Annotated in this window: 22 protein-coding genes, 1 tRNA gene and 1 pseudogene; 7 read left to right on the forward strand and 17 right to left on the reverse strand. The window is 62.7% G+C overall.

What is annotated here, in order from left to right:
• Positions 1-56: 56 nt before the first annotated feature.
• Entirely contained in the window at positions 57-1,400 is a 1,344-nt protein-coding gene (locus RhoBH5_RS22210) for an MFS transporter (protein WP_003942551.1), read from the forward strand.
• On the opposite strand, the gene RhoBH5_RS22215 is transcribed toward RhoBH5_RS22210, so the two are convergent.
• Positions 1,391-3,256: a helix-turn-helix domain-containing protein gene (locus tag RhoBH5_RS22215; RefSeq protein ID WP_073512969.1), complete on the reverse strand. Its 1,866-nt coding sequence runs from the start codon at positions 3,254-3,256 to the stop codon at positions 1,391-1,393. The genes RhoBH5_RS22210 and RhoBH5_RS22215 overlap by 10 nt on opposite strands.
• A 139-nt stretch (positions 3,257-3,395) precedes the next feature.
• Between RhoBH5_RS22215 and RhoBH5_RS22220 the strand changes: the two genes are divergently transcribed.
• The gene (locus RhoBH5_RS22220) at positions 3,396-4,763 is read left to right on the forward strand and encodes an FAD-binding oxidoreductase (RefSeq protein WP_270008794.1); all 1,368 of its coding nucleotides are present in this window, start codon (positions 3,396-3,398) and stop codon (positions 4,761-4,763) included.
• A 109-nt stretch (positions 4,764-4,872) separates the two neighbouring features.
• On the forward strand, positions 4,873-5,721 hold the full coding sequence (locus RhoBH5_RS22225; RefSeq protein ID WP_270008795.1) for a TauD/TfdA family dioxygenase: 849 nt from the start codon (positions 4,873-4,875) through the stop codon (positions 5,719-5,721).
• 7 nt (positions 5,722-5,728) lie between these two features.
• Here the strand turns inward: RhoBH5_RS22225 and RhoBH5_RS22230 are convergent, their stop codons facing one another.
• Positions 5,729-6,220, reverse strand: coding sequence for a PH domain-containing protein (locus RhoBH5_RS22230; protein WP_063315331.1), 492 nt, complete (start codon positions 6,218-6,220; stop codon positions 5,729-5,731).
• A gap of 107 nt (positions 6,221-6,327) precedes the next feature.
• Positions 6,328-6,591, reverse strand: coding sequence for a cell division protein CrgA (gene crgA / locus RhoBH5_RS22235; RefSeq protein ID WP_003942576.1), 264 nt, complete (start codon positions 6,589-6,591; stop codon positions 6,328-6,330).
• Between the two features lie 102 nt (positions 6,592-6,693).
• Between crgA and RhoBH5_RS22240 the strand changes: the two genes are divergently transcribed.
• Positions 6,694-7,407 (forward strand): DUF881 domain-containing protein, encoded by a 714-nt coding sequence (locus RhoBH5_RS22240; RefSeq protein ID WP_020967993.1) that lies wholly within the window; start codon positions 6,694-6,696, stop codon positions 7,405-7,407.
• 22 nt (positions 7,408-7,429) lie between these two features.
• On the forward strand, positions 7,430-8,095 hold the full coding sequence (locus tag RhoBH5_RS22245) for an aminodeoxychorismate/anthranilate synthase component II (protein WP_270008796.1): 666 nt from the start codon (positions 7,430-7,432) through the stop codon (positions 8,093-8,095).
• A gap of 57 nt (positions 8,096-8,152) precedes the next feature.
• Here the strand turns inward: RhoBH5_RS22245 and pknB are convergent, their stop codons facing one another.
• From pknB to RhoBH5_RS22280, 7 genes are all read right to left on the reverse strand, one after another.
• Positions 8,153-10,078: a Stk1 family PASTA domain-containing Ser/Thr kinase gene (pknB, locus tag RhoBH5_RS22250; protein WP_007729221.1), complete on the reverse strand. Its 1,926-nt coding sequence runs from the start codon at positions 10,076-10,078 to the stop codon at positions 8,153-8,155.
• Complete coding sequence (locus RhoBH5_RS22255) at positions 10,075-11,433, reverse strand: protein kinase domain-containing protein (protein WP_019746232.1); 1,359 nt, start codon at positions 11,431-11,433, stop codon at positions 10,075-10,077. The genes pknB and RhoBH5_RS22255 overlap by 4 nt, the downstream gene beginning before the upstream one ends.
• A 3-nt stretch (positions 11,434-11,436) precedes the next feature.
• Positions 11,437-12,903, reverse strand: coding sequence for a peptidoglycan D,D-transpeptidase FtsI family protein (locus tag RhoBH5_RS22260; protein WP_007735774.1), 1,467 nt, complete (start codon positions 12,901-12,903; stop codon positions 11,437-11,439).
• Positions 12,900-14,351, reverse strand: a complete 1,452-nt coding sequence (locus RhoBH5_RS22265; protein WP_270008797.1) for an FtsW/RodA/SpoVE family cell cycle protein — start codon at positions 14,349-14,351, stop codon at positions 12,900-12,902. The genes RhoBH5_RS22260 and RhoBH5_RS22265 overlap by 4 nt, the downstream gene beginning before the upstream one ends.
• Positions 14,351-15,775, reverse strand: coding sequence for a PP2C family protein-serine/threonine phosphatase (locus RhoBH5_RS22270; protein WP_193594700.1), 1,425 nt, complete (start codon positions 15,773-15,775; stop codon positions 14,351-14,353). The genes RhoBH5_RS22265 and RhoBH5_RS22270 overlap by 1 nt, the downstream gene beginning before the upstream one ends.
• On the reverse strand, positions 15,772-16,236 hold the full coding sequence (locus tag RhoBH5_RS22275) for an FHA domain-containing protein FhaB/FipA (RefSeq protein ID WP_003943418.1): 465 nt from the start codon (positions 16,234-16,236) through the stop codon (positions 15,772-15,774). The genes RhoBH5_RS22270 and RhoBH5_RS22275 overlap by 4 nt, the downstream gene beginning before the upstream one ends.
• A 186-nt stretch (positions 16,237-16,422) precedes the next feature.
• Positions 16,423-17,853, reverse strand: coding sequence for a DUF3662 and FHA domain-containing protein (locus RhoBH5_RS22280; RefSeq protein ID WP_270008798.1), 1,431 nt, complete (start codon positions 17,851-17,853; stop codon positions 16,423-16,425).
• Positions 17,854-18,107: 254 nt separating this feature from the next.
• Here RhoBH5_RS22280 and RhoBH5_RS22285 point away from each other — a divergent pair.
• Positions 18,108-18,193, forward strand: a tRNA-Leu gene (locus RhoBH5_RS22285).
• A gap of 54 nt (positions 18,194-18,247) precedes the next feature.
• On the opposite strand, the gene RhoBH5_RS22290 is transcribed toward RhoBH5_RS22285, so the two are convergent.
• Positions 18,248-18,589, reverse strand: coding sequence for a hypothetical protein (locus tag RhoBH5_RS22290; RefSeq protein WP_270008799.1), 342 nt, complete (start codon positions 18,587-18,589; stop codon positions 18,248-18,250).
• 213 nt (positions 18,590-18,802) lie between these two features.
• On the reverse strand, positions 18,803-19,042 hold the full coding sequence (locus RhoBH5_RS22295) for a hypothetical protein (RefSeq protein WP_270008800.1): 240 nt from the start codon (positions 19,040-19,042) through the stop codon (positions 18,803-18,805).
• 253 nt (positions 19,043-19,295) lie between these two features.
• Between RhoBH5_RS22295 and RhoBH5_RS22300 the strand changes: the two are divergent.
• Positions 19,296-20,297: pseudogene (locus tag RhoBH5_RS22300) on the forward strand (IS481 family transposase); the annotation flags it as partial.
• A gap of 238 nt (positions 20,298-20,535) precedes the next feature.
• On the opposite strand, the gene RhoBH5_RS22305 reads toward RhoBH5_RS22300, so the two are convergent.
• The 5 genes from RhoBH5_RS22305 to RhoBH5_RS22325 form a co-directional block, all read right to left on the reverse strand.
• Entirely contained in the window at positions 20,536-21,924 is a 1,389-nt protein-coding gene (locus tag RhoBH5_RS22305) for a hypothetical protein (RefSeq protein WP_270008801.1), read from the reverse strand.
• A complete protein-coding gene (locus RhoBH5_RS22310) occupies positions 21,917-22,240 on the reverse strand; it encodes a hypothetical protein (protein WP_270008802.1) in 324 nt (107 codons plus the stop codon). The genes RhoBH5_RS22305 and RhoBH5_RS22310 overlap by 8 nt, the downstream gene beginning before the upstream one ends.
• 71 nt (positions 22,241-22,311) lie before the next feature.
• Positions 22,312-22,632 (reverse strand): hypothetical protein, encoded by a 321-nt coding sequence (locus RhoBH5_RS22315; protein WP_270008803.1) that lies wholly within the window; start codon positions 22,630-22,632, stop codon positions 22,312-22,314.
• A 404-nt stretch (positions 22,633-23,036) separates the two neighbouring features.
• The gene (locus RhoBH5_RS22320) at positions 23,037-24,767 is read right to left on the reverse strand and encodes a restriction endonuclease subunit S (RefSeq protein ID WP_270008804.1); all 1,731 of its coding nucleotides are present in this window, start codon (positions 24,765-24,767) and stop codon (positions 23,037-23,039) included.
• Complete coding sequence (locus RhoBH5_RS22325; RefSeq protein ID WP_270008805.1) at positions 24,764-26,212, reverse strand: HsdM family class I SAM-dependent methyltransferase; 1,449 nt, start codon at positions 26,210-26,212, stop codon at positions 24,764-24,766. The genes RhoBH5_RS22320 and RhoBH5_RS22325 overlap by 4 nt, the downstream gene beginning before the upstream one ends.
• Positions 26,213-26,223 lie beyond the last annotated feature (11 nt).

The following is a 26,223-nucleotide window of genomic DNA, read 5'->3' on the forward strand; positions in this document are numbered from 1 at the left end:
GGCTTGAGTCACTTCGTAGATAGCAACGCTGACCTTTTCCGAGGAGTACCCCTGCCATGACCTCCACCGATAGCACCACCACTGACGGTGGGGTTGCGCCGAGCGAGATCGAATCTCGCGTGGTGAAGAAGGTAGCGCGCCGGCTGATTCCCTTCCTGATCCTGCTCTATTTCGTGAACTATCTGGATCGTACGAACATCGCCTTCGCCAAGCTCACCATGAGCGCCGACCTCGGTATGACCGAGACGATGTTCGGGCTCGCATCCGGTCTCTTCTTCGTCGGCTATCTGCTGTTCGAGGTGCCGAGCAACCTGGCCCTGCACCGCTTCGGCGCCCGGCTGTGGATCGCGCGGATCATGCTCACCTGGGGCATCCTCGCCGCTGCGCTGGCATTCGTGCCCAATGTGGGCAGCCTCTATTTCCTTCGCATTCTCCTGGGCATCGCCGAAGCCGGCTTCTTCCCCGGAGTTCTTCTCTACCTGACCTTCTGGTTCCCGAAGAAGTACCGCGTACGCCTGATGGGATTGTTCCTGCTGACACTTCCGCTCTCGTCGGCGCTCGGTGCCCCGCTCTCGGCTGCCATCATCCAGTACGGCGACGGACTGTTCGGCCTGGCCGGATGGCGCGTGATGTACCTGATCGAGGGTCTGCCCGCCGTGATCTTGGCGTTTGTCGTCTGGTTCTACCTCACAGATCGTCCCGCCGACGCAAAGTGGTTGACCCTCGAGGAGCGCACCTGGCTGATGAAGTCCATGGCGGACGAGGAGAAAGAACTCGGCGACGCCGGTCACCAGTCGGCCGGCAAAACCCTGCGTGATCCCCGCGTCATCGGTTTCGGTCTGGTCTACTTCGGAATCACGTACGGCCTTTACGCTTTGAGCTTCTTCCTGCCCAGCATCGTCGCGGGATTCAAGCAGACGTTCAACACCGATTTCTCGCTCGTCGAGACAGGCCTGATCGTGGCCGTCCCCTACGCGATCGGCGCTGTCGCGATGGTGCTGTGGAGCCGCCATTCCGACAAGACCGGTGAACGAATGTGGCACGTTGCAGCCCCGACGCTCCTGGGCGCGGTATCCATTCCGATTGCGCTGTACCTGGATTCACCGTTCACCGTCATGATCGCGGTCTCGCTCACCGCCGTCGGCGTGCTGTGTGCACTCCCCGTATTCTGGTACCTTCCCACCACGTTCCTGACGGGTGCCAGCGCGGCCGCGGGCATCGCCATGATCAACTCGATCGGCAACGCGTCGGGCTTCGGTGCTCCGTACATCACCGGCTGGCTCACCGATGTGACCGGAAATGCCAAGGCAGGACTGTGGGTGGTGGGCGCCGTGATGCTCTGTGCCGCAATCCTTGTGGTGGCACTGGCAAAGCGATCGAGCAAGCCCGCTCAGATCTGACCGAGTTTCCCGGCACTGGCACGCAGCCGGATCAGGAGCGCAAGATCGAGCGCCTGGTCCGGCTGACGCCACTGTGTACCGATCAACCTGTCGATCGACTCGAGCCGTTGGTACAGAGTGTTGGCGTGAATCGCGAGCGCGGCGGCGGTCGCGGAGTGCTTGCAATTGTGTGACAGGTACGACGCGAGGGTGTCCAATAGCGGAACGCCGCGTCGTTGCTCCTCCTCGAGGAGAGGACCGAGGGAACGCTCTGTCAGGGCTTCCAGTTCTTCGCGGCCGGTGCGGCTGAGGAGAATTCGGTAAATGCCGAGTGAACTTGCCGGTTCCACGTGGGAGGCCCGCCCGAGAGTCTCGAGGACGTCGACGGTGTGCTGTGCCTCGACATACGCCCGCGCCAGACCTTCCGCTCCCACCGCCGGATCGGCGATTCCGACGGTCGGGTTCTCCGCCGGCTGCACCCACGCCGCCGCAACTGCTGCCGGTGACATTCCGGGAATCAGTGCGATGACTCGTGAACCATGTTCGGCAACAACGGTTCCCGAGGGGAATGCAATTTCCTCGATACTGCGACGCGCACGGTCGACGGCGTCGGCCGGGCGGGCCACCACGACGGTGTACGAGCGGTCAGGATTGAGCCCGGCCAGGCGGAACTGACCGGTGACCTCGGCCGGCGTCGGCGCAGGCCTGGTGATCAGATCGACCAGAAATGCATCGCGTGCTCGGCGGGTGGCTTCCCTGGCCGCCCGTTCGCCGACCAGTGCCAGCGCAATGGCGGGAGCAGACCTTTCGAGTGCCAATCTCATGGCGGCGGTGGGTTCCTGGCGCGAGAGTAGGAACAGAACTCCGAGTTGGTCACCGGCACTGCGTACTTCGGTGGCGAACAGGAACTGCTCACCGACGATAAGCGTCACTTCCTGCTCGCGTCGGTCGGCGGCAAGGATGTCGAAGACCCGATGCACGCTCTCGCTCACCCGTTGCAGTCCCGGTGGGATCTCGGATGTTCCGGTCACGAAGAACACGGGCGAACCCGTCGACGCCGAGGTTTCCTCCACGAGTTCGCGAACACCGCCGCCGCGCAGGACAACCTGAGTGAGCGAACGATCCCAAGTCAGTGTCTGTTCGAGAAGTGCTGTGCGCTTGGCAAGTTCGGTGTTCGCGGCGTTCACTTCCGCAACCGTCGCGCGATAGCGTTCGAGAGAGCGGGCATTCTCGATGGCCACCGAGGCATGGGCTGCGAGGGCGGACAGCAACGCAACTTCCTCGTTGCCGAATCGGCGCTCTTGACGTTTGCACGCGCACAGGGCACCCAGGATCTTGCCGTTCAAGGTCAGCGGCACAGCCAGCAGGCCGCGCATGTTCTCGGCTCGCGCTGCGTCGTCGGCCGGTCCGATATGTGCAAACGAGGGATCGTTTCGGTAGTCGGGAGACCAAGCAGGAGAAGAGTTCTCGACCACGCGACCGATCAGACCTTCGCGGAAGGGAACCGTGAGGCCGAGCAATTGGGAGGTGTACGCACCGCTCGTGACTTCGATGATCAAGATGTCGTCATGAATGAGAGCAAGGTACGAAAGGTCGACGCCGAGTAGTCGTTTGGCCTGATCCACGATCTCCTGCAGGAGGGCGTGGTGATCGTGCATCGTGGTCAGCAGCGACGCGATGTCGTTGAGTGCCCCGAGTTCGGTGGCGCGCTGTCGGCGCTGAGCCAGGAGACTTCGTAGTTGAAGCGCCGATCGGGCTTCTCGCTCGATCTCGGCGGCGACCTCGGGGCCTGACCCAGCGGCCAACTGATCGCGGTGTTCGATCAGTTCCTCGGTGGATGCCTCGGCCAGGAGAAGCTGTAGCCAGTTCTCGTGCATCCGCGCTCCCTTGTCAGACCAACTCGTCAGACCAACTCGTCTGACCAAAGATGAGTATGGAGAGAATGTCCATACAGTTTCCGGTTTCTCGGAGTAAATCTACATGGGGCGGTGTAGCCGCCGTCACTATCGTGGAGACATGACACTCCTCGAGGCGCTCGGCTCGCAGATCGATGCGGATCGACTGATCACCGACCCCGACATCATGGCGAGCTACATCCACGACGACGCCGAGTGGGCTCCCTACGAGATGCCTGTCGCAGTGGTCCGCCCGCGCACAGCCGAGCAGGTACAGACAGTTGTGCAGGCGTGCATCGCCCACGGTGCGCCCGTCGTCACGCGCGGCGCCGGAACCGGTCTGTCGGGCGGAGCCAACGCAGTCGCCGGCGGCGTCGTGATCGCCTTCGACGCGATGAACGCCATCAAGGAGATCAACACCCTCGAGCGTTTGGCCGTGGTCGAACCCGGAGTGGTCAACGATCACCTCCGCGACGCCTGCGCCGAGCACGGCCTCTGGTATCCACCCGATCCGGCGAGCGCACCCTGGTCGACGATCGGTGGCAACGTCGCGACCAATGCCGGCGGCCTGTGTTGCGTCAAGTACGGCGTCACCAAGGACTACGTGCTGGGCATGCAGGTGGTCACCGGAACCGGTGAGCTGGTTCGGCTCGGGCGTCGAACTGCCAAGGGAGTGGCTGGGTTTGATCTCTCGGCACTCATGGTCGGCTCCGAAGGCACTCTCGGCGTGATCACCGAGGTGACCGTCAAGCTTCGTCCTCAGCGCGATCCCGAACGCACCATCGTCGGATACTTCGACTCCATCGTCGCTGCGGGCAAGGCCGTCGAAGCCGTAGCTGCCGACGGTCTCACGCCGTCTGCCCTCGAGTTGATCGATCGACAGTGCCTGCTTGCCGTCGACGCCTGGAAGAACATGGGCCTCTCGGCCGACGCCGAGGTTGTCCTGCTCGGCCGCATCGACACACCGGGCGAGATCGGCGACGCCGAAGCCGAGCGAATGTTGGCCTGCTTCAACCGTTCCGGGGCAAACTGGAGCGCCAGATCCACCGATCAGGAGGAAGCCGACGCTTTGTTCTCTGCCCGGCGTCTGGCTTACCCCGCCCTCGAGCGGCTCGGCCCGGTGCTCACCGAGGACATCTGTGTTCCCAAGGCGGCGGTTCCGGAGATGTTGGCGCGCATCGAGGCCATCTCGGCCAGGCACGACACGCACATCGCGAACATCGCGCATGCGGGTGACGGCAACCTGCATCCGCTGCTGATCACGCCACACGACGACGAAGCGGCGCGGAGGCGTGCTCAGGCGGCTTTTGCCGAGATCATCGACAACGCCCTCGAGTTGGGCGGAACCGTCACCGGTGAACACGGCGTCGGCCTGCTGAAGATGGGCGGCCTCGCGCAAGAACTGTCACCGGCCGTCGTCGCGATGCATCATGCAATCAAGGGCGCACTCGACCCCCACGGAATCATGAACCCCGGCAAGGTGATCTGAAGGAAGGCTGGCTCCGTAACCGAATCGGTTTCCGGAGTTACGCCGTCGAAATGACGAGTTCCTACGCTCGAGTTGAACCGTTTGGCCAACTCGACGTATGGAGTCATGAATGTTCTCTTCCGAATTGACGCTGGCAAGTGTTGTTCCGCGGCGCGTGGACACGGTCGAGGCCGTCCGGGCGGCAATCGCTCTCGACGGCGCCGCGGTCTTCGGTGGGCTGCACACCGAGGAAGATGCCATTGCATTCGCGTCGAAGTTGCTCGGTGAGAAGTGCATTCGCGTCGGCCGACAGTTCGAGGCGAGCGCCAGAAGCCAGGATGCCGAAGCCGCTGTCGTCGACACCCAACCGGTGGACGAACGCGGCCGCAAGCGCTCGTTCGGGATCTCCGGCGAACGGATGACCGCCCACAACGACGGTTTTGCTTTCGGTGATTACGCGCCCGACTATCTATTTCTGTGGTGCAAGCGTCCGGCGTACCCGAGTGGCGGCGACTCGTTTCTCACCGATGCGGTCAAGCTGACGCAATTACTCGCCTTCGATCCCGCAACAGCGGAACTGGCCGAATTCTGTTGGAGCACAGACATCGACCATTCGGAACCGAACTTCCCGCAGGACACCTTCGCGCCGATCGCCCGGACTGTGCCGAGTGGACGCAACCAGGTTCGGTACCACCCGTACCTCGCGCCGATCGCCGGTGAATCGGAGGAAGCGCAGTGGCCGCTGGTGAAGCAGTGGAGTGAGGCCGTGATTCACGTGCGAGACAGCGGGCCGATGTTCCGTGCCGAAGCCGGCGAGATGATCTGCATCGACAATTACCGGGTGCTGCACGGCCGCGATGGGTATACCGACCCCGGCCGCGAGCTGTACTCGATCTGGGGATGGTCGAGCGACGCCGTCGCGGTGCCGCAGCAGGCCCTCGACATCGTGCAGCCGGACCTCGCGGCACTGGCCATGTAACCCGCGCTTACTTCTCCGGCGGCACCAAACCGTGGACGGCAAGCACGTCCAAGACATCTTCCGGCGACGTGCCGAGATCCCAGCGTCCGAAGATCAACAGCTTCTCCGTGTCGGTGGGCCGGTCGACGATGTCGATCTCGAGCATCGGGACGCGTCGGCCCAGACGCGGGTAGCGGACAAGCCGCACGCGGTCGATCTGTTCGCGGGTGAACTCGTGACGGGCGCGCAATCGCTGCACCGCGATCGACTTGGTTCCCGCGTCCTCGATCACCGCCAGGCGGGGACGCTGACGCAGGGCGAGTCCGCCCATCACGAACAGTCCGATCACCGCGAGGGCGAGCAGGAAGCGTCCGGCAGGCTCGGTGGGCGCGATTATCGAGGCGATCGCGAGGGCAATTCCGCCGCCGAACATCGCGTAGACAACACCCATCGGAGTAGCCCACGAGACGACCTCCGTGGCGTTGTCACGAGGCTGTGGATGAAATTCATCCTCGAGCATGTGGATAACTTCCTAGGTTGTCCACAGGAGTTATCCACAATGGGGATGAATGACACCCATGTAATTGAATGACGGTCACGATCCGGGCCGAATCAGATAATTGCTGGTCAGCGCCATCTCATGGTCATCACAAGGCCCACGACCATGAAGCCGAAGCCGACGAGGAAGTTATAGTTTCCCAAGTCGTTCATCCACGTGATCGAATCCGCGGCCAAGTAGTACACAATCAGCCATGCCAGGCCGACAAGCATGAATCCGAGCATCACCGAGACGTACAACGTGCTCGACGGACCCATCTTCACCTTCACCGGAGTGCGGTTTGCCGGGTTGACTGTGTAGTCGTTCTTCTTACGGACCTTCGACTTGGGCATGACGTCCTCGCTCTACGGTGTGACCTGCATGTGTTACCTACACGCTAACGTAGCTGTGTCCAGTTGGTCACCGGCCGACCTGCACAATCCGGGAGGAGCCACGTGTCTTCGGGTGAATCTTCACGAACCGTCTGGCACATCGGTGTACTTGCCGTCTGCCTGGTAGCCGGTCTGATGGTCGCCACGGCGCAGAGATCCGCCGAGGAAAATCAGCTCCAGGTCACCGAAAGCACCAGGCTCTCCGATCTGGTCCGCAGCGCCCAGGCCAATGCCGAGAAAGTTTCGGCCGATCGGGACGAACTTGCCGCCCAGCTCGATTCGCTGCAGGAAGACGCCGCTCGGTCCGACGCCGGCGTGGCAGCGGCTCTCGGTGACATCAAGAACATTTCCGCCGACGCGGGACTGACGGAGATGACCGGCCCCGGTGTCGTGGTCACCATGACGGACGCCCCGCGCAACGCCGACGGCAAGTATCCGGTCGACGCCACCCCGGACGACCTCGTCGTGCATCAGCAGGACGTCCAGAGCGTGCTGAACGCACTGTGGGCCGGCGGGGCCGAAGCGGTGGGCATGCAGGACCAACGGATCATCAGTACGTCCGCGCCGCGATGCATCGGAAACACCCTCCTTCTTCACGGCCGCACCTACAGCCCGCCGTATGTGATGAGCGCGATCGGCGATGTTGCGCGCCTCGAGGCGGCACTCGCTGCCGAACCGGGCATTCGGATCTACAAGCAGTACGCGACCCGCTTCGGCCTCGGGTACACGCAGGCGACGCCGTCGCAGATCACGGTCCCCGCCTATACCGGCGGATAGCACGGGCGTTTACCCTGCTCTCATGAGGATTCTCGTCGTCGACAACTACGACAGCTTTGTGTTCAACCTGGTGCAGTACCTCGGCCAGCTCGGAACCGAAGCCGTGGTCTGGCGCAACGACGATCCACAACTGACGGCCGACCTCGAGGGTGCAGTAGCGCAGTTCGACGGCATTCTCCTGAGCCCCGGCCCCGGTACCCCGCAGCGCGCGGGAGCGACGATGGATCTGGTGAAGGTCTGCGCCGACACCAAGACCCCGTTGCTCGGCGTCTGCCTCGGACACCAGGCGATCGGTGCGGCTTTCGGCGGAACCGTCGACCGCGCGCCCGAACTGCTCCACGGCAAGACGAGTCTGGTTCACCACAAGGACGTCGGCGTCCTGGCCGGGCTACCCGATCCGTTCACCGCTACCCGATACCACTCGCTGACGGTTCTCGAGGACACCATTCCCGAGGAACTCGAGGTGACTGCACACACCGAGAGCGGCGTCGTGATGGCGATGCGTCACCGGGAACTGCCGATTCACGGCGTCCAATTCCACCCCGAGTCCGTACTCACCCAGGGTGGGCACCGGATGCTCGCGAACTGGCTCGCAGTCTGCGGTGACGCGCCCCCGGAAGGACTCGTCGCAGCCCTCGAGGCCGAGGTCGCGTCGGCGCTCGGCGGCGCATTGCCCGCAATTCTCTGACATCTGTCCACAAAAAAGTGCCTCCCGGAAATCTCCGGGAGGCACTTTTTCAGTTTGCTAGCGGCCGGGGATTCCGAGCGCTCCGACGCTGACGGTGATGACCGCGTCCTTGGAGATCTCCGATCCCGGAGGCTGGGTCTGCGAGACGATCTTGCCCACCATTTCCGGGGTGAGCGTCGTGCTCTGGTTCTGCACCAGCTGCGACGCAGTTCCCGCCCAACCGGCTGCGCGAAGCGTGCTCAACGCCTCGGACACCGTCTTGTTGGTCAGATCAGGCATCGCGACCTGGTTGCCGTTGGACACTCGCAGCGTCACGGTCGAACCCTTGGTGGCCGACGTACCGCCGGTCGGGTCGGTCGAAACGACCTGTCCCTTCGGCAGACCCGAATCGATCTCCGTGATCTGGACGACGAACCCGGCACCTTCGATGTTGGGCCTCGCCACCTCTTCACGCTGACCGGTGACATCCGGGACACGAACCTGCTCCGGCCCGGTGCCGACGGTGATCGAGACCGCGGAATCGAGAACAACCGACACTCCGACGGCCGGGTCCTGATTGACGATCTTGTCGACTTCGGCAACGGTCGACGCCGCCTTGCCGATTGTCGGATCGAGTCGGAGACCGACGGAGTTGAGCTTCTTCTCGGCGTCGTCCTGACTCAGCCCGGTCAGGCGCGGGATCGCGACCTGCTCGGGGCCGGTGGACACGTCGATGGTGACGGTGCTGCCCTTCTCGATACGCACCCCGGCAACCGGACGCGTCGTGATGACGTTTCCGGCGGCGATCACCTTGTCCGTCTTCTGCTGACGCTCCACCTGGAATCCGGCGTTGGTCAGCGTCGCCTCGGCGACGTCGGCGGGCTGGTTGGTCAGGTCACCCGGAACGGTCACCATCTCGACCTTCGGCGAGTTCACCCGAATGAGAAAGAACGTCACCAGACCGATCACCAGAAGCGCCGCGATGCCCATCAGGGCGTAGCGTCCGCCCTTCTTCTTGGCAGGCGGCTCGGCGGCGCGAGTTGTCCTCGCAGCAACCGGCTCGACCGGATCGGGAGCAGTGCGGTAGTTCCCGGTGTCGGAGCCGACGGCGCCGAGGATGGTGGTGCGGTCCTCGTCGTTCATCACCATCGGCGCACTCGGACGCTGACCGCCCAGGACACGCACCAAGTCGCTGCGCATGTCGCCGGCGCTCTGGTAGCGGTTGGCCGGGTTCTTGCTCATTGCCTTGAGAATGATCGAATCCAGCTCGCGCGGAATGTCGGGATTGATCTCCGACGGCGTCTGCGGATCTTCACGAACATGCTGGTACGCCACGGCGACCGGTGAATCACCCTTGAAGGGCGGCTCGCCCGTCAGAATCTCGAACAGCACGCAACCGAGTGAGTAGACGTCCGAACGCGCGTCCACCTGCTCACCTCGCGCCTGCTCCGGCGAGAGGTACTGAGCGGTGCCGATCACGGCGGCCGTCTGCGTCATCGGGCTCGACGCGTCGGAAATGGCACGGGCGATACCGAAGTCCATCACCTTCACGGCGCCGGCACGGTTGATCATGATGTTGGCGGGCTTGACGTCGCGGTGCACGATGCCGTTGCGGTGGCTGAAGTCCAAAGCGGCACAGACGTCCGCGATCACTTCCATCGCCTTGCGCGGAGCCATCGGCCCGGTGCTGCGCACGATGTCACGCAACGTGTCGCCGTCGACGTACTCCATGACGATGTACGGCAGCGGCCCGGCGTCGGTCTCGGCTTCACCGGTGTCGTAGACGGCCACGATCGCCGGATGGTTCAGCGCGGCAGCGTTCTGCGCCTCACGACGGAACCGCAAGTAGAACGTGGGATCGCGCGCGAGGTCTGCACGCAGCACCTTGATCGCGACGTCGCGGCTGAGTCGGAGGTCGCGCGCCAGGTGAACCTCGGACATTCCGCCGAAGCCGAGAATCTCACCCAGCTCGTAGCGGGAGGAGAGATTGCGGGGTGTCGTCATTGGTCTTGTCCTAGCGGTTCTTCAGCGTCTCCGGGATCCGCCAACGGCTCAGTGGTCGTTGTGGTCGTCGTTGTCGTCGTGGTGGTGGTTGTGGTCGTCGGAGTTGTTGTGGTCGTGGTCGGCGTTGTCGTGGTGGTTGTCGGCTCGGTCGTGGTTGTCGTCGGCCGAGTCGTCGTTGTTGTCGGCTCGGTGGTCGTCGTTGTCGGCCGAGTCGTCGTCGTGGTGGGCTTGGTCGTAGTGGTGGTCGGCAACGTCGTGGACGTGACGACGGGTGGCGTCGGGTCGCTCGGACCGTCGGTTGCGATCCAGACTCCGCCGATGATCAACGCCAACAAGATCAATCCGCCGCCGGCCCATGCCACGGCCTTCTGCCCACTGGTCATTCCGCCGGCTGCCGCGTCGTCCGCAACAGCTGCGCCCGTCACCGGGCCCGCGTACGTCGGCGGCATGACCTGCGTGGCACCCGTTGCCGGCAACGCGCTCGCGGCACCGGTAGCGAGCAGACCGGGCGGCGGTGGACGCCTCCCTGCCCGAACGGCTGCAACGGCGTCGGCGAACTCACCGCCACTGGCGTAGCGGCCGGCCGGATCCTTGGTCAACGTGATGTCGATGAGCTCGCGGATGTTCGGCGGCAGGTCGGCCGGCATCGGCGCCGGGGTTTCCTGCACGTGCTTCATCGCGACGGTCAGCGCGCCGTCACCCGTGAACGGACGTCTACCCGAAAGTGCTTCGTATCCGACGATTCCCAGCGAGTACACGTCACTCGCCGCGGTCGCGTCCTGACCGAGAGCCTGCTCGGGCGCGATGTACTGGGCGGTGCCCATCACCATTCCCGTGCGCGTGACAGGAGAGTTCTCGACGGCCTTGGCGATGCCGAAGTCCGTGATCTTCACCTGGCCAGTAGGCGTGATGAGGATATTGCCCGGCTTCACGTCGCGGTGCACGACACCGGCGTCGTGTGCGACCTGCAGGGCGCGGCCGGTCTGCTCGAGCATGTCGAGGGCATGCGGAACCGCCAGGCGGCCGACGCGTGCCAGGACAGCGTTGAGCGGCTCACCGTTGACGAGTTCCATCACCAGGTACGCCGTGGAATCGCCCGAGCTGTCGCGGGTCTCGCCGTAGTCGTAGATTCCGGCGATACCGGGATGGTTGAGCTGTGCGGTGGTGCGGGCCTCGAAGCGGAAGCGCTCCAAGAACTCCGGATCGGAAGAGAACTCGGACTTGAGTACCTTGACGGCGACGCGACGGTTGAGCCGGGAGTCGGTGGCTTCCCACACCTGACCCATCCCACCGGTGGCGATGAGACGGATCAATCGGTAACGATCGGCGATCAAAGCGCCGTTGTTCAACGCCACGGTTCAGCCCCCTTGGATTCCGGCTGCGATGACTGCACGACCGATCGGCGCAGCAACCGAGCCACCGGTAGCGGCGAGTCCGCGGTCACCACCGTTCTCGACGATGACGGCCACGGCGACCGTCGGATTCTGCGCCGGTGCAAAAGCGATGTACCAGGCGTGCGGCGGAGTTTCCCGCGGGTTCACGCCGTGCTCGGCGGTACCGGTCTTGGACGCGATCTGAACTCCGGGGATCTTGCCGTCGCCGCCGGTGAAGTTCTCCGAGCCGATCATCAGATCAGTCAGCGTTGCGGCCACTGCCGGCGAGATCGCCTGACCCATCGACACCGGTGACGGCGTACTGAGATCGGTCAGATCGGGTGCCTGCAACTGGGAGATCAGGTTGGGCTGCATCCGCACACCGCCGTTGGCGACGGTCGCGGCGATCACTGCATTCTCGAGCGGGGTCACCGCGACGTCGCGCTGGCCGATGCTGGTCTGGCCGAGAGCCGCGTCGTCGGAGATGTCGCCGACGGTGCTGTCTGCAACCGGCAGCGGGATCGCGGGAGTGTTGGGTCCGATGCCGAAGGCGCTGGCCTCGTCCTTGATGGCGTCGGCGCCGTCCTTGATGCCCAGTTCGACGAAAGCGGTGTTGCACGAGCGCGCGAAAGCGTCGCGCAACGACGCCGTCGGGTTGGGGCCGCACGTGCTGCCGTTGTAGTTCTCGAGGGTCGTGCTGGTGCCGGGCAGCGTGATCTGCGGCGCCGCGGTCAGCTGGTCGTCCGGCGTCGCACCGTTGCCAAGAGCTGCAGCCGTGGTGAGCACCTTGAACGTCGAACCGGGCGGGTAGGTCTGCGAGATAGCGCGGTTGACCAACGGATCGTTGGGATCGGCATTGAGCTCGTCCCACGCCTTGGTGGTTTCGGCGCCGTCGTGGCTGGCAAGCAGGTTCGGGTCGTAGCTCGGAGTGCTGACCATCGTCAGGATGCGTCCGGTGCTCGGCTCGATCGCGACGACGGAACCGGTGTAACCCTTGCTGGTCAGCTGGTCGTACGCCACCTGCTGCATGGCCGGATTGAGCGTCGTGACGACGTTGCCGCCGCGCGGATCGCGTCCGGACACCAGGTCGAAGAAGCGCTGACTGAACAACCGGTTGTCCGAGCCGTTGAGAATCGGATCTTCGGTGCGCTCGAGGCCGGCGCTGCCGTACTGCATCGAGTAGAAGCCCGTGACCGGTGCGTACGGGTACGGATTCGGATACTCGCGCAGGTACTTGTACCGGTCGTCGGTGGCGCGGGAGGCGGCAAGCACCTGACCGGAAGCCGAGATCTGACCTCGCTGGCGTGAGTACTCGTCGAGCAGCACCCGCGAGTTGCGCGGGTCGGCTCGCAGGTCGTCAGCTTTGATGACCTGTACGTACGTGGCGTTGGCGAGGAGCGCGACGACCATCACCATGACGGCCATCGCGACGCGGCGCAGTGGAGTGTTCATACGCGCGGCATCATCTCGGTATTGGCGTCAGCGATTGGGGGCGGACCTTTCTTCTTCGTCACTACCGGCGCACGAGCCGCGTCCGAGATCCGGACGAGGATGGCCAGCAGTAGGTAATTCGCGAGCAGCGACGAGCCGCCGTACGACATGAACGGTGTAGTCAGACCCGTCAGCGGGATCAGCTTGGTGACGCCGCCGACGACGACGAAGATCTGGATCGCGATGGTGAACGACAGACCGGCGGCGAGCAGTTTGCCGAAGCTGTCGCGCACGGCCAACGCCGTACGCAGGCCGCGCACGATGAGGAGCAGGAACAGCATCAGCACAGCGGCCAGGCCGATCAGGCCGAGCTCTTCGCCGATGGTCGCGATGATGAAGTCCGTCTTCGCGAACGGCACCTGGTTGGGGCGGCCGCTGCCCAGACCTGTTCCGGCGATACCACCGGTGGCCAGGCCGAACAGCGATTGCGAGATCTGATAACCGGTGTTGGCGTAGTCGCCGAGCGGGTCCAGCCAGGTGTCGACGCGCACGCGCACGTGTCCGAACATCTTGTAGGCGAAGAAGAATCCGATGGCGAGCAGTCCGCCGCCAATCACCAGCCAGCCCACACGCTCGGTCGCGATGTAGAGCATCACCAGCACGGTGCTGAAGAGCAGCAACGACGTACCGAGGTCGGTTTCGAAGACGAGCACGCCCACCGAGACTATCCAGGCGAGCAGGATCGGACCGAGGTCTCGGGCACGCGGAAAGTCCATGCCCAGGAAGTGTTTACCGGCTGAGGTGAACAGGTCGCGCTTGGCGACGAGCACGGACGCGAAGAAGATGATGAGCAGGATCTTCGCGAACTCACCTGGCTGAATGCTGAATCCGGGCAGGCGAATCCAGATCTTCGCGCCGTTCACGCTCGAGAACTTCGCCGGCAGGATCGCGGGAATCGCCAGGAACACCAGGCCTGCGAGGCCGAGGGTGTAGCTGAACCGCGCCATCAGGCGGTAGTCCTTCAAGAACACGAGCAGCAACACGAAACCGGCGATCGCCAGTGCAGTCCACATGACCTGCTGGTTCGCATCCGGTGACGGTGCCTCGACGCCGTTGTAGAGCGCAGTCTGTTCGTCGGCGAGGTCGAGTCGGTGGATGAGCACCAAACCCAGGCCGTTGAGCAGGGCGACGATCGGGAGCAACAGCGGATCGGCGTACGGCGCATACCGCCGAATTGCCAAGTGCGCGATCAGGAACAAGCCCGTGTACGCGAGTGCGTACTTGGCGAGGTCCAGCGTGATCTTCTGTTCCTGGCTCGCCTCGACGAGCAGAAGCGAGACCGTCGTGATGATGACGGCAAAGCCCAGGAGCAGCAGCTCCACGTTTCGGCGGGTCGACTGGACCGGCGCCGGGGCAAAACCTCCGGGCGGACTCGGAAAAGCCGTCCCCGCAGCTGCGTTGGACGACATCAGTTGACCGTCCTGCAAGTCTGACCGGGAATGTCGGTCGGCGTAGGCGTAGTCGTGGGTGCTGCCGTCGTCGGCGTGGCCGGCTCAGCGGGCGGCGCAGGAGCCGGAGTGGTCTCCGGTGCCGGCGGGGGAGTGGGCGCGGCCGTCGTCGTCGGAACCGGCTCACAACGAGGCAGCAGATCGCCGCCGATGAGACGGATCATCTGGCTCTGCGCATCTTCACGCTTGCCGGACGGCAGCCCGGCGCGCACCTGCTCCTGCGCAGACGGCTGCAGATCGGTGACCTCGAGGATGTTGCAGTCGCTGGGAATCGCGTCGGGGGAGACGAGGGTCAGGACGTCGTCGTCGCCGACGCAACCCACCAGATCCGCGTCTTGCAGCGAGTAACCGAGCACCGAACCGGGGATTCCGCGCAGCACCGTCACGCGGCCGTTGTCTTCGCCGACGTAGTAGTTGTTGCGGATGACGGCGCGGCCGATCACGGCGCCGACACCGACCAGCGCGATCAGCACCACGGCGAGGACCACCCACCACAACCGGTTCCGCTTCTTCTTCGGTTCCGGTTCGGGTTGGGAGACAACTCGCTTGGGCGTCGCGCGCGGCGGACGCATGGCAGCGGCGCGGCCGGCAGCAGTGTTGGGGGGAGGGGAGTCCTCTTCCTCTTCCGTCGACGCGGCGCCCGCGACGATGGGATGCGACTGGCCGTAGTCGAGATCGATGACATCGGCGACGACGACGGTGACGTTGTCGGGGCCGCCGCTGCGCAGCGCCAATTCGATGAGACGGTCGGCGCACTGCTCCTGCGAGCCCTCGCGCATCGTGTTCTCGATGGTCTCGTCGCTGACCACGTCGGAGAGGCCGTCGGAGCAGAGCAGGTAACGATCGCCGGCGCGGGCTTCGCGCACGGTGAGCGTCGGCTCGATCTCGTTGCCGGTCAACGCCCGCATGATCAGGGATCGCTGCGGGTGCGTGTGTGCCTGTTCGGCGGTGATCCTGCCCTCGTCAACCAGTGACTGGACGAACGTGTCGTCCCGGGTGATCTGCGTCAGGTGATCGTCACGCAGCAGGTAGGCGCGCGAGTCGCCGATGTGCACGAGTCCGAGCTTGCTGCCGGAGAAGAGGATTGCGGTGAGCGTGGTGCCCATGCCGTCGAGTTCGGGCTCTTCCTCGACGTGATCGGCGATGGAATCGTTGCCCTCGCGGGTGGCTGCCTCGAGCTTGCCGAGCAGATCCTCGCCGGGCTCGTCGTCGTCGAGATGCGCCAGAGCGGCAATCATCAACTGCGACGCGACCTCACCGGCCGCGTGGCCGCCCATACCGTCGGCCAAAGCCAGCAGACGGGCACCGGCGTACACGGAATCTTCGTTGTTGGAGCGCACGAGACCGCGGTCGCTGCGCGCCGCGTAGCGGAGAACAAGGGTCACGGGCGTAGCTCGATTACCGTCTTGCCGACGCGAACCGGAGTGCCCAGCGGCACGCGCACCGCAGTCGTGACCTTGGCGCGGTCCAGATAGGTGCCGTTGGTCGAACCGAGATCCTCGACGTACCAGTCGGCGCCGCGCTGCGAGAGCCGCGCATGGCGCGTCGACGCGTAATCGTCGGTGAGAACGAGCGTCGAATCGTCGGCTCGGCCGATCATGACCGGCTGAGAACCCAAGGTGATGCGGGTGCCGGCGAGGGCGCCCTGCGTGACCACCAGGTACCGAGGCACCTTCGCCTTGCCCAGCGAGGGCAGGACCTTTCCGGCGCGGGTGTACCGCGGCGGAACCCTGACCCCGGAGCCGGCATAGATGTCGGAGCGGAGAGTGCGGAGGACTGCCCAGACGAACAGCCACAGTAGGAGCAGGAAGCCCGCCCGTGTGAGTTGCAGAATCAGGCCCTGCACGGCTGTCCACCTCCTTCTATGGCTCGAGCCCCGCCGCAGCGGGGTTCGAGCATTGTCGACTGGCAGCATCATAGGGGGCTCTGGGCCCCGGAGATCACGATACTGACAGCCGCGTGACGGCGGCGCGCCGACGGACCGCCGAATGTTCGATTGTTATCGGAAAAATCCTGGCGTCCGTTTCTCAGCTCAGAGAATGCGAACCAGAATCTCCGAGTGACCTGCGCGAATGATGTCGCCGTCTGCCAGCTGCCAGTCCTGGACCGGCGCTCCGTTGACGGTGGTGCCGTTCGTGGATCCCAAATCGGACAGCATCGCGGTACGGCCGTCCCAACGGATGTCGATGTGGCGACGTGAGACGCCGGTGTCCGGGAGGCGGAACTGAGCTTCCTGGCCGCGGCCGATGACATTGCTGCCGTCGCGAAGCTGGAAGTGGCGTCCGCTGCCGTCTTCGAGTTGCAAGGTTGCCGTCAGGCTCTGGGCCGTCGGTGCGTAACCACCCTGCGGCTGGGCGTAGCCCTGCTGCGGGTAGGCCTGCGTCTGCTCGAAGTTGCCGCCCTGCTCGTAGCCGGCCTGCTCGTACGGCTGCTGTGTGTACGCCTGCTGGTCGTAGCCGCCCTGCTGGTAGCTCTGCTGGTCGTAGCCCGGCTGATCGTAGGACTGGCCGTTGTAGGGCTGCTGGTAACCCTGCTGGTCGTAGCCACCCTGCTGGTAGCCCTGCTGGTCGTACCCACCCTGGTACGCCTGCTGGCCGTAGCCCTGCTGGTCGTACGGCTGCTGCTGGTAACCCTGCTGGTAACCCTGCTGGTCGTAGCCGCCGCCCTGCTGGTCATAGCCCTGCTGGTCGTAACCGGCCTGCTCGTACGGCTGCTGCTGGTTCGGGTACGCCTGCTGGTCGTAGCCACCCTGCTGCTGGTTGTAGCCCTGCTGGTCGTCGCCCGTGCGGTAACCGTCGCCGCGGTCGTAACCGTTCTGGTACGGCGCTTCCTGGCCCTGCGGAGCGGCGTAGCCGCCGTCGTCGTGGGAGTACCCGTTCCGTGCCGGCTGCTGCGGTTCGGGCTGGCGACCCGCCGGTTCGCGGCTTGGTTCGTAGCCTGAGTTCTGCGTCATGGGGCCGGCTCCTGGTTGTGACGGGACTGGATTGGAAACAGGGGGAACAATCGGTGCGGGTCGCTGAGGCGGCCGTTGTGGAGGCCGCGACGAAACCTGCGGAACATGCGACGGCGGGGATGCCTGCTCGGCGTCACCATCCGGGTCGACGGTTCCGCGGGTGCGGAACTGACCGGTGTGGAGCGTAGGCGAAGGCTCGAAAGTGACCGAGATGTCGCCATACGTCTGCCAACCCTGATCGCGGATGAAATCCTGCAGGTGTCGGCTGAAAGCCTTTGTCGTCAGTTCGCGATCAGCTGCCAACTCTTCGTGATCGGAGTTGTTGATGGTGATCACGTAGTTGTTGGGGGCGAGAAGGATTCCGCCGCCGAGGTGCTCGACGCGGTCACGTGCCTCCTGCTGGAGTGCCGCCTCTACTTCCTGCGGCACAACGCCACCACCGAAGACCCGCGCGAATGCGTCGCCGACAGCTCCTTGGAGCTTTCGTTCGAATCGCTGCACGATGCCCATCGGGCCCTCCTCTCGCCTCGCATCTACGACGGCAAAATGCTCGGCAAGTAGCGCCGGCACCGCCTTGTCGCGTGTCGTCCAAACTGCTGTACAGGTTCCACGGTACTGTCAAATGTCGCTTCGGCAGTACCTGGCCGCTGTTTCAGCATGGTATCGGTTCTGGGCTTTTGGGTGCTCGGTGTTCACCGATTCGTGCCCTGAGCTGCACGAATAGAACTTTCAAAGTTTGTCGTGATAATGTTTCGGCGTTGCTCGGGCGAGTGGCGGAATGGCAGACGCGCTGGCTTCAGGTGCCAGTGTCCTTCGGGACGTGGGGGTTCAAGTCCCCCTTCGCCCACCACAAGACGAGGCCACGAACTCATAAGAGTTCGTGGGCCTCGTTTTTTGTTGTCGGCTATCTGGCCGCAGCCTGGATGAAGCTCAGGACGAAGTCCAAAGCGGTGCCCGCAAACGGGTCGCCGACTGGTTGAGTGGGCGGGGCGGGCGCAGTGATCTGAGGGTTCATCATCCCTGGCGGCAGTGTCCCGGGTGGGAGATTGATGACGGCGTTGATGTCGTAGATGGTGTTGTCGGGACCGTTGGTCACCGAGAACGAGATACTGCCGAAATCTGCGACCGGGGTGTCGGCTGATGCAGTACCAACTGCACTGCCGAAGGTGATCGCGGCAGCGAGCGCGCCGACACCGAGGGCGGCGGTGGTCCGGGACAAACGAGTAGGCGTTTCGAGTCCATTCACAGATGTGCTCCCTTTCGTGGTGACAGCATCCGCGTGGGAACGCGGAGGAGCCACGAGATTGCAACCACTATCGAGGAAGATAACGGACATTCACCCCATGGCGGGGTGGTTCGGCACCGGTTGCTTGGACAACGGATCTGAGTCGATTCTCAAGTCGAGCGAGGACTGCGCGCGAGTTTTCGCGTGAACGAAGGCCCTGTATCGACTGGTAAATTACGAATCGTCCATCGCGGCAGGCTGATTGAACGACTCGTTGGCTCTGGGCACCAAGTTCAGCGCGGCCACGTCAGACCTGGGGCTGGCCACGACGTTCTCGTGATCGCGCGCTCCGATCAGTTGTCCACTTGCGAGAAATGCCTTTCCGAACCCCAACGGCAGGGGCTGAGTTTCCTGGCCGAATTCTCGGGGTGGCGCACGTCGGGCCGTAGGCGGGCCGTCGGCGCCAGTCAGCATGAGGCCCGGTTCAACCGACTGTGGCCGGTTGCGAGCGCTCCACCGAAAAAGATCGCGCGATTACTACGATAATTCGTACTTATCGAAGTATTCGCATTCCGACCAGCTACAACGACCGCTCGGCGAACCGGATTTCCCCCATCTGTGGAGGAATTGCGTGTCCAGGGGAGGAAAGGGCGCCTGTGCGGATGGAACACTCCGCAACCGAATGGGAATTGCGATATAGCCGTTCTCGACAAGAAGGACCAGCCCTGTGACACACCGTAATGCCCCATTGACCGTGGAAGGAAGGCGACGCCTGATCGAGCGGTGTCAGAGCCGTCCGATCGCCCATGTCGCCGCCGAAATGGGCATCTCCCGTCAATGCGCCTCCAAGTGGGTCAACCGGTATCGCAAGTATGGTGACCTAGCATTACAGGACCGATCCAGCACGCCACACCATCACCCGACTGCCACAGCAGCAGAGGTGGTGGCCGAGATCGAATCCATGCGACGAACCCGGAAATGGTCGGCCTCGCGAATCACGTTCGAACTGCGTACCGACGGCATCGTCATTGCCCGCCGAACCGTCACGAAAATCCTGCGAAACCTAGGCCTGCACCGCCGCCGGTTCATCGACCCGAACGGCGAAATCAACCGAAAACCACAGGTCATCGTCGCGAAACGGCCCGGGCAGATGGTGCACGTCGACGTCAAGAAAGTCGGAAGAATCCCCGAAGGCGGCGGGTAGCGCGTCCACGGTCGCGGGTCCGAGTAGGCCAAACGATCCCAGCGGCGCAACGCCCGAGCGAAGCAGCCTCGGATCGGCTACACGTATATGCATTCCGCTATCGACGGGAATACCCGTTTGGCGTACACCGAGGCCAGAGACAACGAAACCGCAGCATCAGCCATCGATTTCATGAACAACGCCCGCGTCTTCTTCGCCGCACACGGCATCACCCGGATCGAGCGCGTGATCACCGACAACGGATCATGCTATCGGGCAGCAGATTTCACATCTTCACTGCGAGAAGCACGGCACTACCGGATCAAGCCGTACACGCCGAAACACAATGGGAAGGTCGAGCGCTGCAACCGCATCCTCGCCGAAGAACTGCTGTACTCACGCGAGTACACCAGCGAAGCCGAGCGGCGCACTGCCGTTGAGGTGTGGAACGTTCACTACAATTATCACCGACCGCATTCAACACGCGGAGGACGACCGCCCGCCGCCTATCGCCGGCATCGCGTAACCAACGTCCGTGCCTCATACAGACGCCTTGCGCTACAACGTCATGATCCCCCGGCGACAAGTGACCAACGACGGTCACGGTGGCCCTTCGATGAGGGCCACGGCCCAGAATGAAGTGCCCGTACAGAGCGGGCACTGCGCCCCGCCCTGTACGGGCACTCCGAAACTCCGATCACCGGTCAATTTCGTGCAGAATGAAAGAGGGCCAGGACGCGTGCGGCGGTTGCTGTGACGGCACTCAGCGAATGTGCGCGGTAATTCACGTCCCGCGCTTTAAAATAGTCGCTTTATCGTAGGGCTCAGCTTCAGACGCTCGTTCCTTCATTCGCTTCACCAGTTGATCCAAAGTCGAATCTTCCGGATGGCCGTTCCTCACCTGCGCCCAGACCGCCGCTTTCACAATGTCGTGGGCGCGCCGGGACTCCTGGGGGTTATTGCCAAGACCCGTAACCACCTGCACGTGGTCAGATTCCAGTGCGATCTTGACGGGAAAGGAACTGTACTGTTTCGTAGCCTCGGTATCCGAAAAACTCAAGTGCATGCGGAACGAAATATTCGCGAGTGGTCGCCCTTCCTCAACGAGAAACCTGCACGCTGCCGCCGAGTCGAAGATATGGTTCCCTTCGAATCGAACGGCCTTCAATGCGGGCGAATCGTCGTTCATCGAATCACCTGTCGAGTCGAGCTTGAACCTTGCGACAGTCGGATTTATGGAGCTAATTCCAACCTGTGGAAGGCGATCGTGCAGGACACTCAGCAGGAACTCTGCCGAGCCATGTACCTTTCCGCTCACGAGATCTGCTCCGCTTCCCGTATTGGGAACGTAGCCGAGTGTCGGTTGATTCAACACTGCACTTGCCGCAAAAACAGCAGCCCTCGCTGCACTCACTGCCGCCTTGCTGACCTCGACAACGCCCCTTGCTGGGACGACTGTCGCATTAACATCTTCAATTTTTGGAACTGTCCTCAACGAAGCGCGGTCTTTGGTCGGATCGATATCGGCGCTGTATGACATGAATTTGCCGAACAGGCTTACGGCATCACTGGTTCTACTCAAGTTGTCAAAGACATACCATCGCGCTAACCCGACTCGGATGTAGCGACCCATTAGGCGTGCGATTGCTTCGCTAATCTCGTCTACATCTGCCGTATCGTCAGTCAGCGGATACAGCCGTGTCGCGTGTCCGCTGTTATCGGTGGGCTCTTCCTCGTTTTCGAGTACGAATTTCGCGACAGCTTCATCGTCCCAATGGAGCGCCTTTGCGATCGCAGCCGCAACATCCTCAGAGGTCCTGACGCCTACGAGTGGAGCTCCTATCTCTTCCGCACCTTCTCGAAGTTGAGACAGCTTCAGGCCGACGAGCGCCTTCTTTGCCAGTTCGTGACGTAGTTCGGTCTCGTCGATGTATCCGCCGCCGCTCGCGTTCGGGATCGCAGGAATAATTTCGTCCTCGAAATGTGCCTTGAGCTCTTCCTTCAGGAGCTTCGTGAAGTCAGGAGTGTGAGGACGTTCCGGCGTTCCATCGATGCCCTCATCGAAGTTCATAAGGGCGTCCACGCGCTTAAGCAACGTTGATACGCGATCGTCGATCACTTCTTCTTTGATTATCTGACGCTGAGTCTTTCGCGTGACAGCCAACTCACTCACCTCCGTTCGCGACAAACTCTCGGAAATACGTTTGGACTACCAGCCAACCGGCCGCCGTGCAGACCCCAAACCATCCTTCGGGATCCGATGGATACGTCTGGTTATTGTCCTCAATCCACTCGACCAAAGATTGTTCGCGGTCGATTGAACGCCCGATCAACAGTGCTATCGCCTCGAGCGCCGTCGCGTCCGCATGTCGAATCTCGGAGTCTTCGGGCGATCCCGAGCTCATCGCCATGTACTCCTTGTACACAACTGGAACTCCGTCCAGAAGACGTTTGCGGTTGGGGCAGTGCTTACTGAGCCAATCAGCCATGGCGTACTCCGTGACGAAAGAGCGACGGTGGGTAGGGATAACAACGCGCTCACGATCCTTCCCCGACGTCATCAACGCGACCTCAAACCGATCGCCATCAGTCCAGCAATGACCGGTTGTGCCACGACCGCGAACAGCAGAATCGCTGCGAGAATCACCTCACGGACTGGACGCCACGAGCCACCCACGTAAATGCCGCCCCAACTTAGGACAGCACCCACCGCGAGCACGGTAACAACCCCGGCAACGCCGAACGCGAGTTGTGTGGGCTTCACCGGAAGGGCAGACACTCGCCTACGGCCTGGTGCCGCAATGGTCGCTGTCAAACTCAATACCGCCAACATAAAGGACTCCACCGTCAGGAACGTGGAGAGCGCCTGCGCATCAGTCACTGACATGCCCTTGGTATGCCGCTCGACCAGCACGAATGGTGCCCCTCCATGTCATGCGGACGACATTACCAAGTCCGCCGTCCGTAGAGTTCCTACGGGGACGCTCAACGTCCAGGCGCGTTGTGTTGTCCGTCGAGGGTCTGGTGTCCGGTGCTGACGCGGGTGTGTCCGACGAGGTGTCCGGTGTGGGTCGCTGTGTCCATGCCCGTCTCACAAGTCGACGAAATTGAACAACGATGAGACGCCAGTTTTGGTACGTACTTCTGAGACATGACGAGCTGGGGCAACACCCGATCCCGTACACGAACGAGCGGGTGTCTCAATTCCAAAGAAATGAGACAGCCTGAAAAATGGTTCGATAAGCGTGTTCGCCCGCGCAGGCGATAGTCCACTCTCCCAGGGGACTACCAGCTTGCATGCGCGGCGACCGAATCTCCCAAGTCCCTGCGAACGTCTTGGGCGGCCAAGAACTGCTGCTCCAAGTCGTCACAGATAGCAAAGAGAGCCTCCACGGCTTCTGCAATCCGTGCTTGCTCGCCCAAGGGAGGAACCGGCACCGCCAAGGCTCCGATTCGATCCCTCGTCACGTTGCTCATCGTGCTGGTTCCAGAAGACTTTGCCGAGTAGTAGCATTGGACCTCGGTGCTGTCGTTCAAGATCGCCCAGTAGCGGGTCGACGCCTCAGAGAGGAACGACAACCGAATGTGCTTGTCCGAGAGCATGAGGTGTGACTCAGTTTCGGTCACGATGGCCCCGCGGCCGACGAGGTCCTTCGAACCACTAGCTCGAATCATCACGAAATCGCCCGGATGGACCTCCAACTGTGGCCGAGGTTCGAGGGCCGGCGGAAGTTTCTTGTTTGCGGCTTCTTCGAACACCCCTCGCGAAACAGCACTTGTCTTGAGTACTCCCCACTCGCCGGGACCCGCCTGTTCTATGAGGCATTGGGGACTCCAGCCTGAGTCGCTGGCGATGAAGAACTCATTGGCCCGCGTCCACGTCCATCCCTCAGGAAGCGTGAACGAAACCTCGCCCGGCTCCGTTGGGGCGAATTTCTTCGGCTTGCGGATCTCCATGGCTTTGACGAGGCGGTCGCGCTCGACCGCGATTTGCGTGAGGAGATCGGTGGCGGGCGCATCATCGGGGTCTCGGTGAGTCAGCCATCCGCGGACGGCAAGATCGAGTATTGCCTGGCGTATGCGCTTCAGAGCGGCGAGGTCGCCTTCGCCCGGTGCGAGGTGGAGGCCGATGTTGTCGGCGAATGCCCCTGCTGCTGACTGCAAGTCGTCGTTCTGGCCCGCTTTCGAGACGCGGTGCAGGGTCGCTGCAGTCAGTGCCGAGCGAGCCTCGGCGCGAGTGGCTTGTTGCTCTTCCAGCTCGTCACATAGCCCCATGAAGTCTTCGACCTTCTCGACGATTCGCCACTGCTCCTTGATAGGCGGAATTGGAAGAATCCAATGGCGTATGTTCGTTCCGTTGATGTTCTGTTGCGCCGAGCCAGTGGTGCTCTTCTTAACCTGGCGCCAGTAGTGGCCCGACCCAGCGACAACCGGCCACCATGCAGAAAGCCAATTCCCTGTCGGCACGATCCTGATTAGGTACGAGGCAAAAACTGCGGGCCGCGGAAGGTCGCGGACAACTGTTGAAACTCCGACAGATCCAGATCGTGCAATCAGAATGTCACCCACAGTGAGGAGGAACTTGTCCGTCGCTCCATCCGATTCGATACAACCAGGAACGCCTGACCATTGGATGTCGCTGTGCTTGATATCCGTGATTCTGACGAAGGCAGGCTCGGTCTTCTCTGTTGAAGCCTTTGCAGTCATACCGTAGTGGATATCGACTGCGAGTTGCCCGAGCTGAACCCACTCCCAAGTGTCAGGCAAGCCGAACGGAACATCAGTTTCCACCAAGGGTGTCAGCGTCTTCGGGGCTCGGACTCGCCTAATTGCCGCGAGACGTGCACGCTCCTTCTCAAGATTTGACAGGAGCTCACTGGTCGGCTCGTCGCTGTCTCGCCGCTCAGTTAGTCTCCCCTGAATGGCGAGGTCGAGTACTAATCGTCGTAGCTTGTCGATGCCGCCGGGCGCATTCGCAATGTGGCCGAACGAGTCGAGGAAGGTCTGCTTGTTCACTTCAGTCCGTTTTCGATCGCGGCAACCAACGAGTCGCGAAGGCTGGTCCGGGTGACGTCGATCTCGCCCAGGAGCTCCTCGTACTCCTTGAGCAACTCGTCAGGGTCTCGGTGCTCGGCGTCAACCTTATTGGGGTTGGCAACATCGAGATTCCAATCGCCCCTGATCTCGTCGATCGAGACTTTCCACGCGAACGCGGACTCAACACGATTGTCCCACCACGCCTTCTCGGCCTCGAACTCTTCGATGCGAATCGGCTTTGTCTTGGAGTAGTTCTTGTAGCCCGCCGGGTACTGGTGCTCGTAGTACCAGATCTCGGTCGTGGGCTGCCCCTTGGTGAAGAACAGCAGGTTCGTCGAGATGCTCGTGTAGGGATTGAAGACACCCTTCGGGAGCCGGACGACGGTGTGCAGGTTGCAGTCGGTGAGCAGCTTCTCCTTGATGCGCGCCTTCACACCGTCACCGAACAAGGTGCCGTCGGGCAGGACAACAGCAGCGCGGCCACTCTGCTTGAGCAGGTGTTCGATGAGCACGAGGAACAGGTCCGCTGTCTCTCGGGTGCGGTAGGCCTGTGGAAAGTTGTTTTCGATGCCCGGTTCCTCGGTACCGCCGAACGGCGGGTTGGTCAGGATGACATCGACGCGGTCTGCGTTGCCGTAGTCACGCAGCGGCCGGCTCAACGTGTTGTCGTGGGCGATGTTGGTCGGCACGTCGATGCCATGCAGGAGCATGTTTGTCGTGCACAGCAGGTGCGGCAGCTGCTTCTTCTCCACCCCACGGATCGAATCCTGAAGCCGCGCTTCGTCGTCGGGTGTCTTCACGTGGTTCGCACGGACGTGCTCGATCGCTCCGGTGAGGAAGCCTCCGGTTCCGCAGGCAGGGTCGAGCACCGTCTCACCGAGTTTCGGTCCGACGATGTCGATCATGAACTGGGTGACGGCACGGGGCGTGTAGTACTCGCCACTGTTTCCGGCGTTCTGGAGGTCCTTGAGGATCTGCTCGTAGATGTCGCCGAACATGTGCCGGTCTTCGGAGCGGTTGAAGTTGATCTCGTTGATCTTGTTGACAACCTGCCGGATCAGGGTGCCGTTCTTCATGTAGTTGAAGGCGTCCTGGAAGACATTGCCGACCATGCTCGCGCGGCCTGTCGTCGACGTCTCGGCGAACTGCTTGAGCGTCGGGAACAGGTCGTTGTTGACGAAGGTGAGCAGGGTGTCACCGGTGATGCCCTCCTTCGGTGCCGCCCATGTGCGCCAGCGAAGGTTTGTCGGGATGGGCGACGTGTAGTCGGGGTCGAGGAGTTCAGTCTCGGCTTCGCGGTCGTCGAAGATCTTGAGGAAGAACATCCAGGCGAGCTGACCGATCCGCTGTGCGTCGCCGTCGACACCGGCGTCCTGGCGCATGATGTCCTGGATCGACTTCACGATCCCGCTGATATTGCTCACAAACATTCCTT

Origin of the sequence: Rhodococcus sp. BH5 (genome assembly GCF_027583855.1) — a bacterium.
GTDB classification, from domain to species: Bacteria; Actinomycetota; Actinomycetes; order Mycobacteriales; family Mycobacteriaceae; genus Rhodococcus_F; species Rhodococcus_F qingshengii.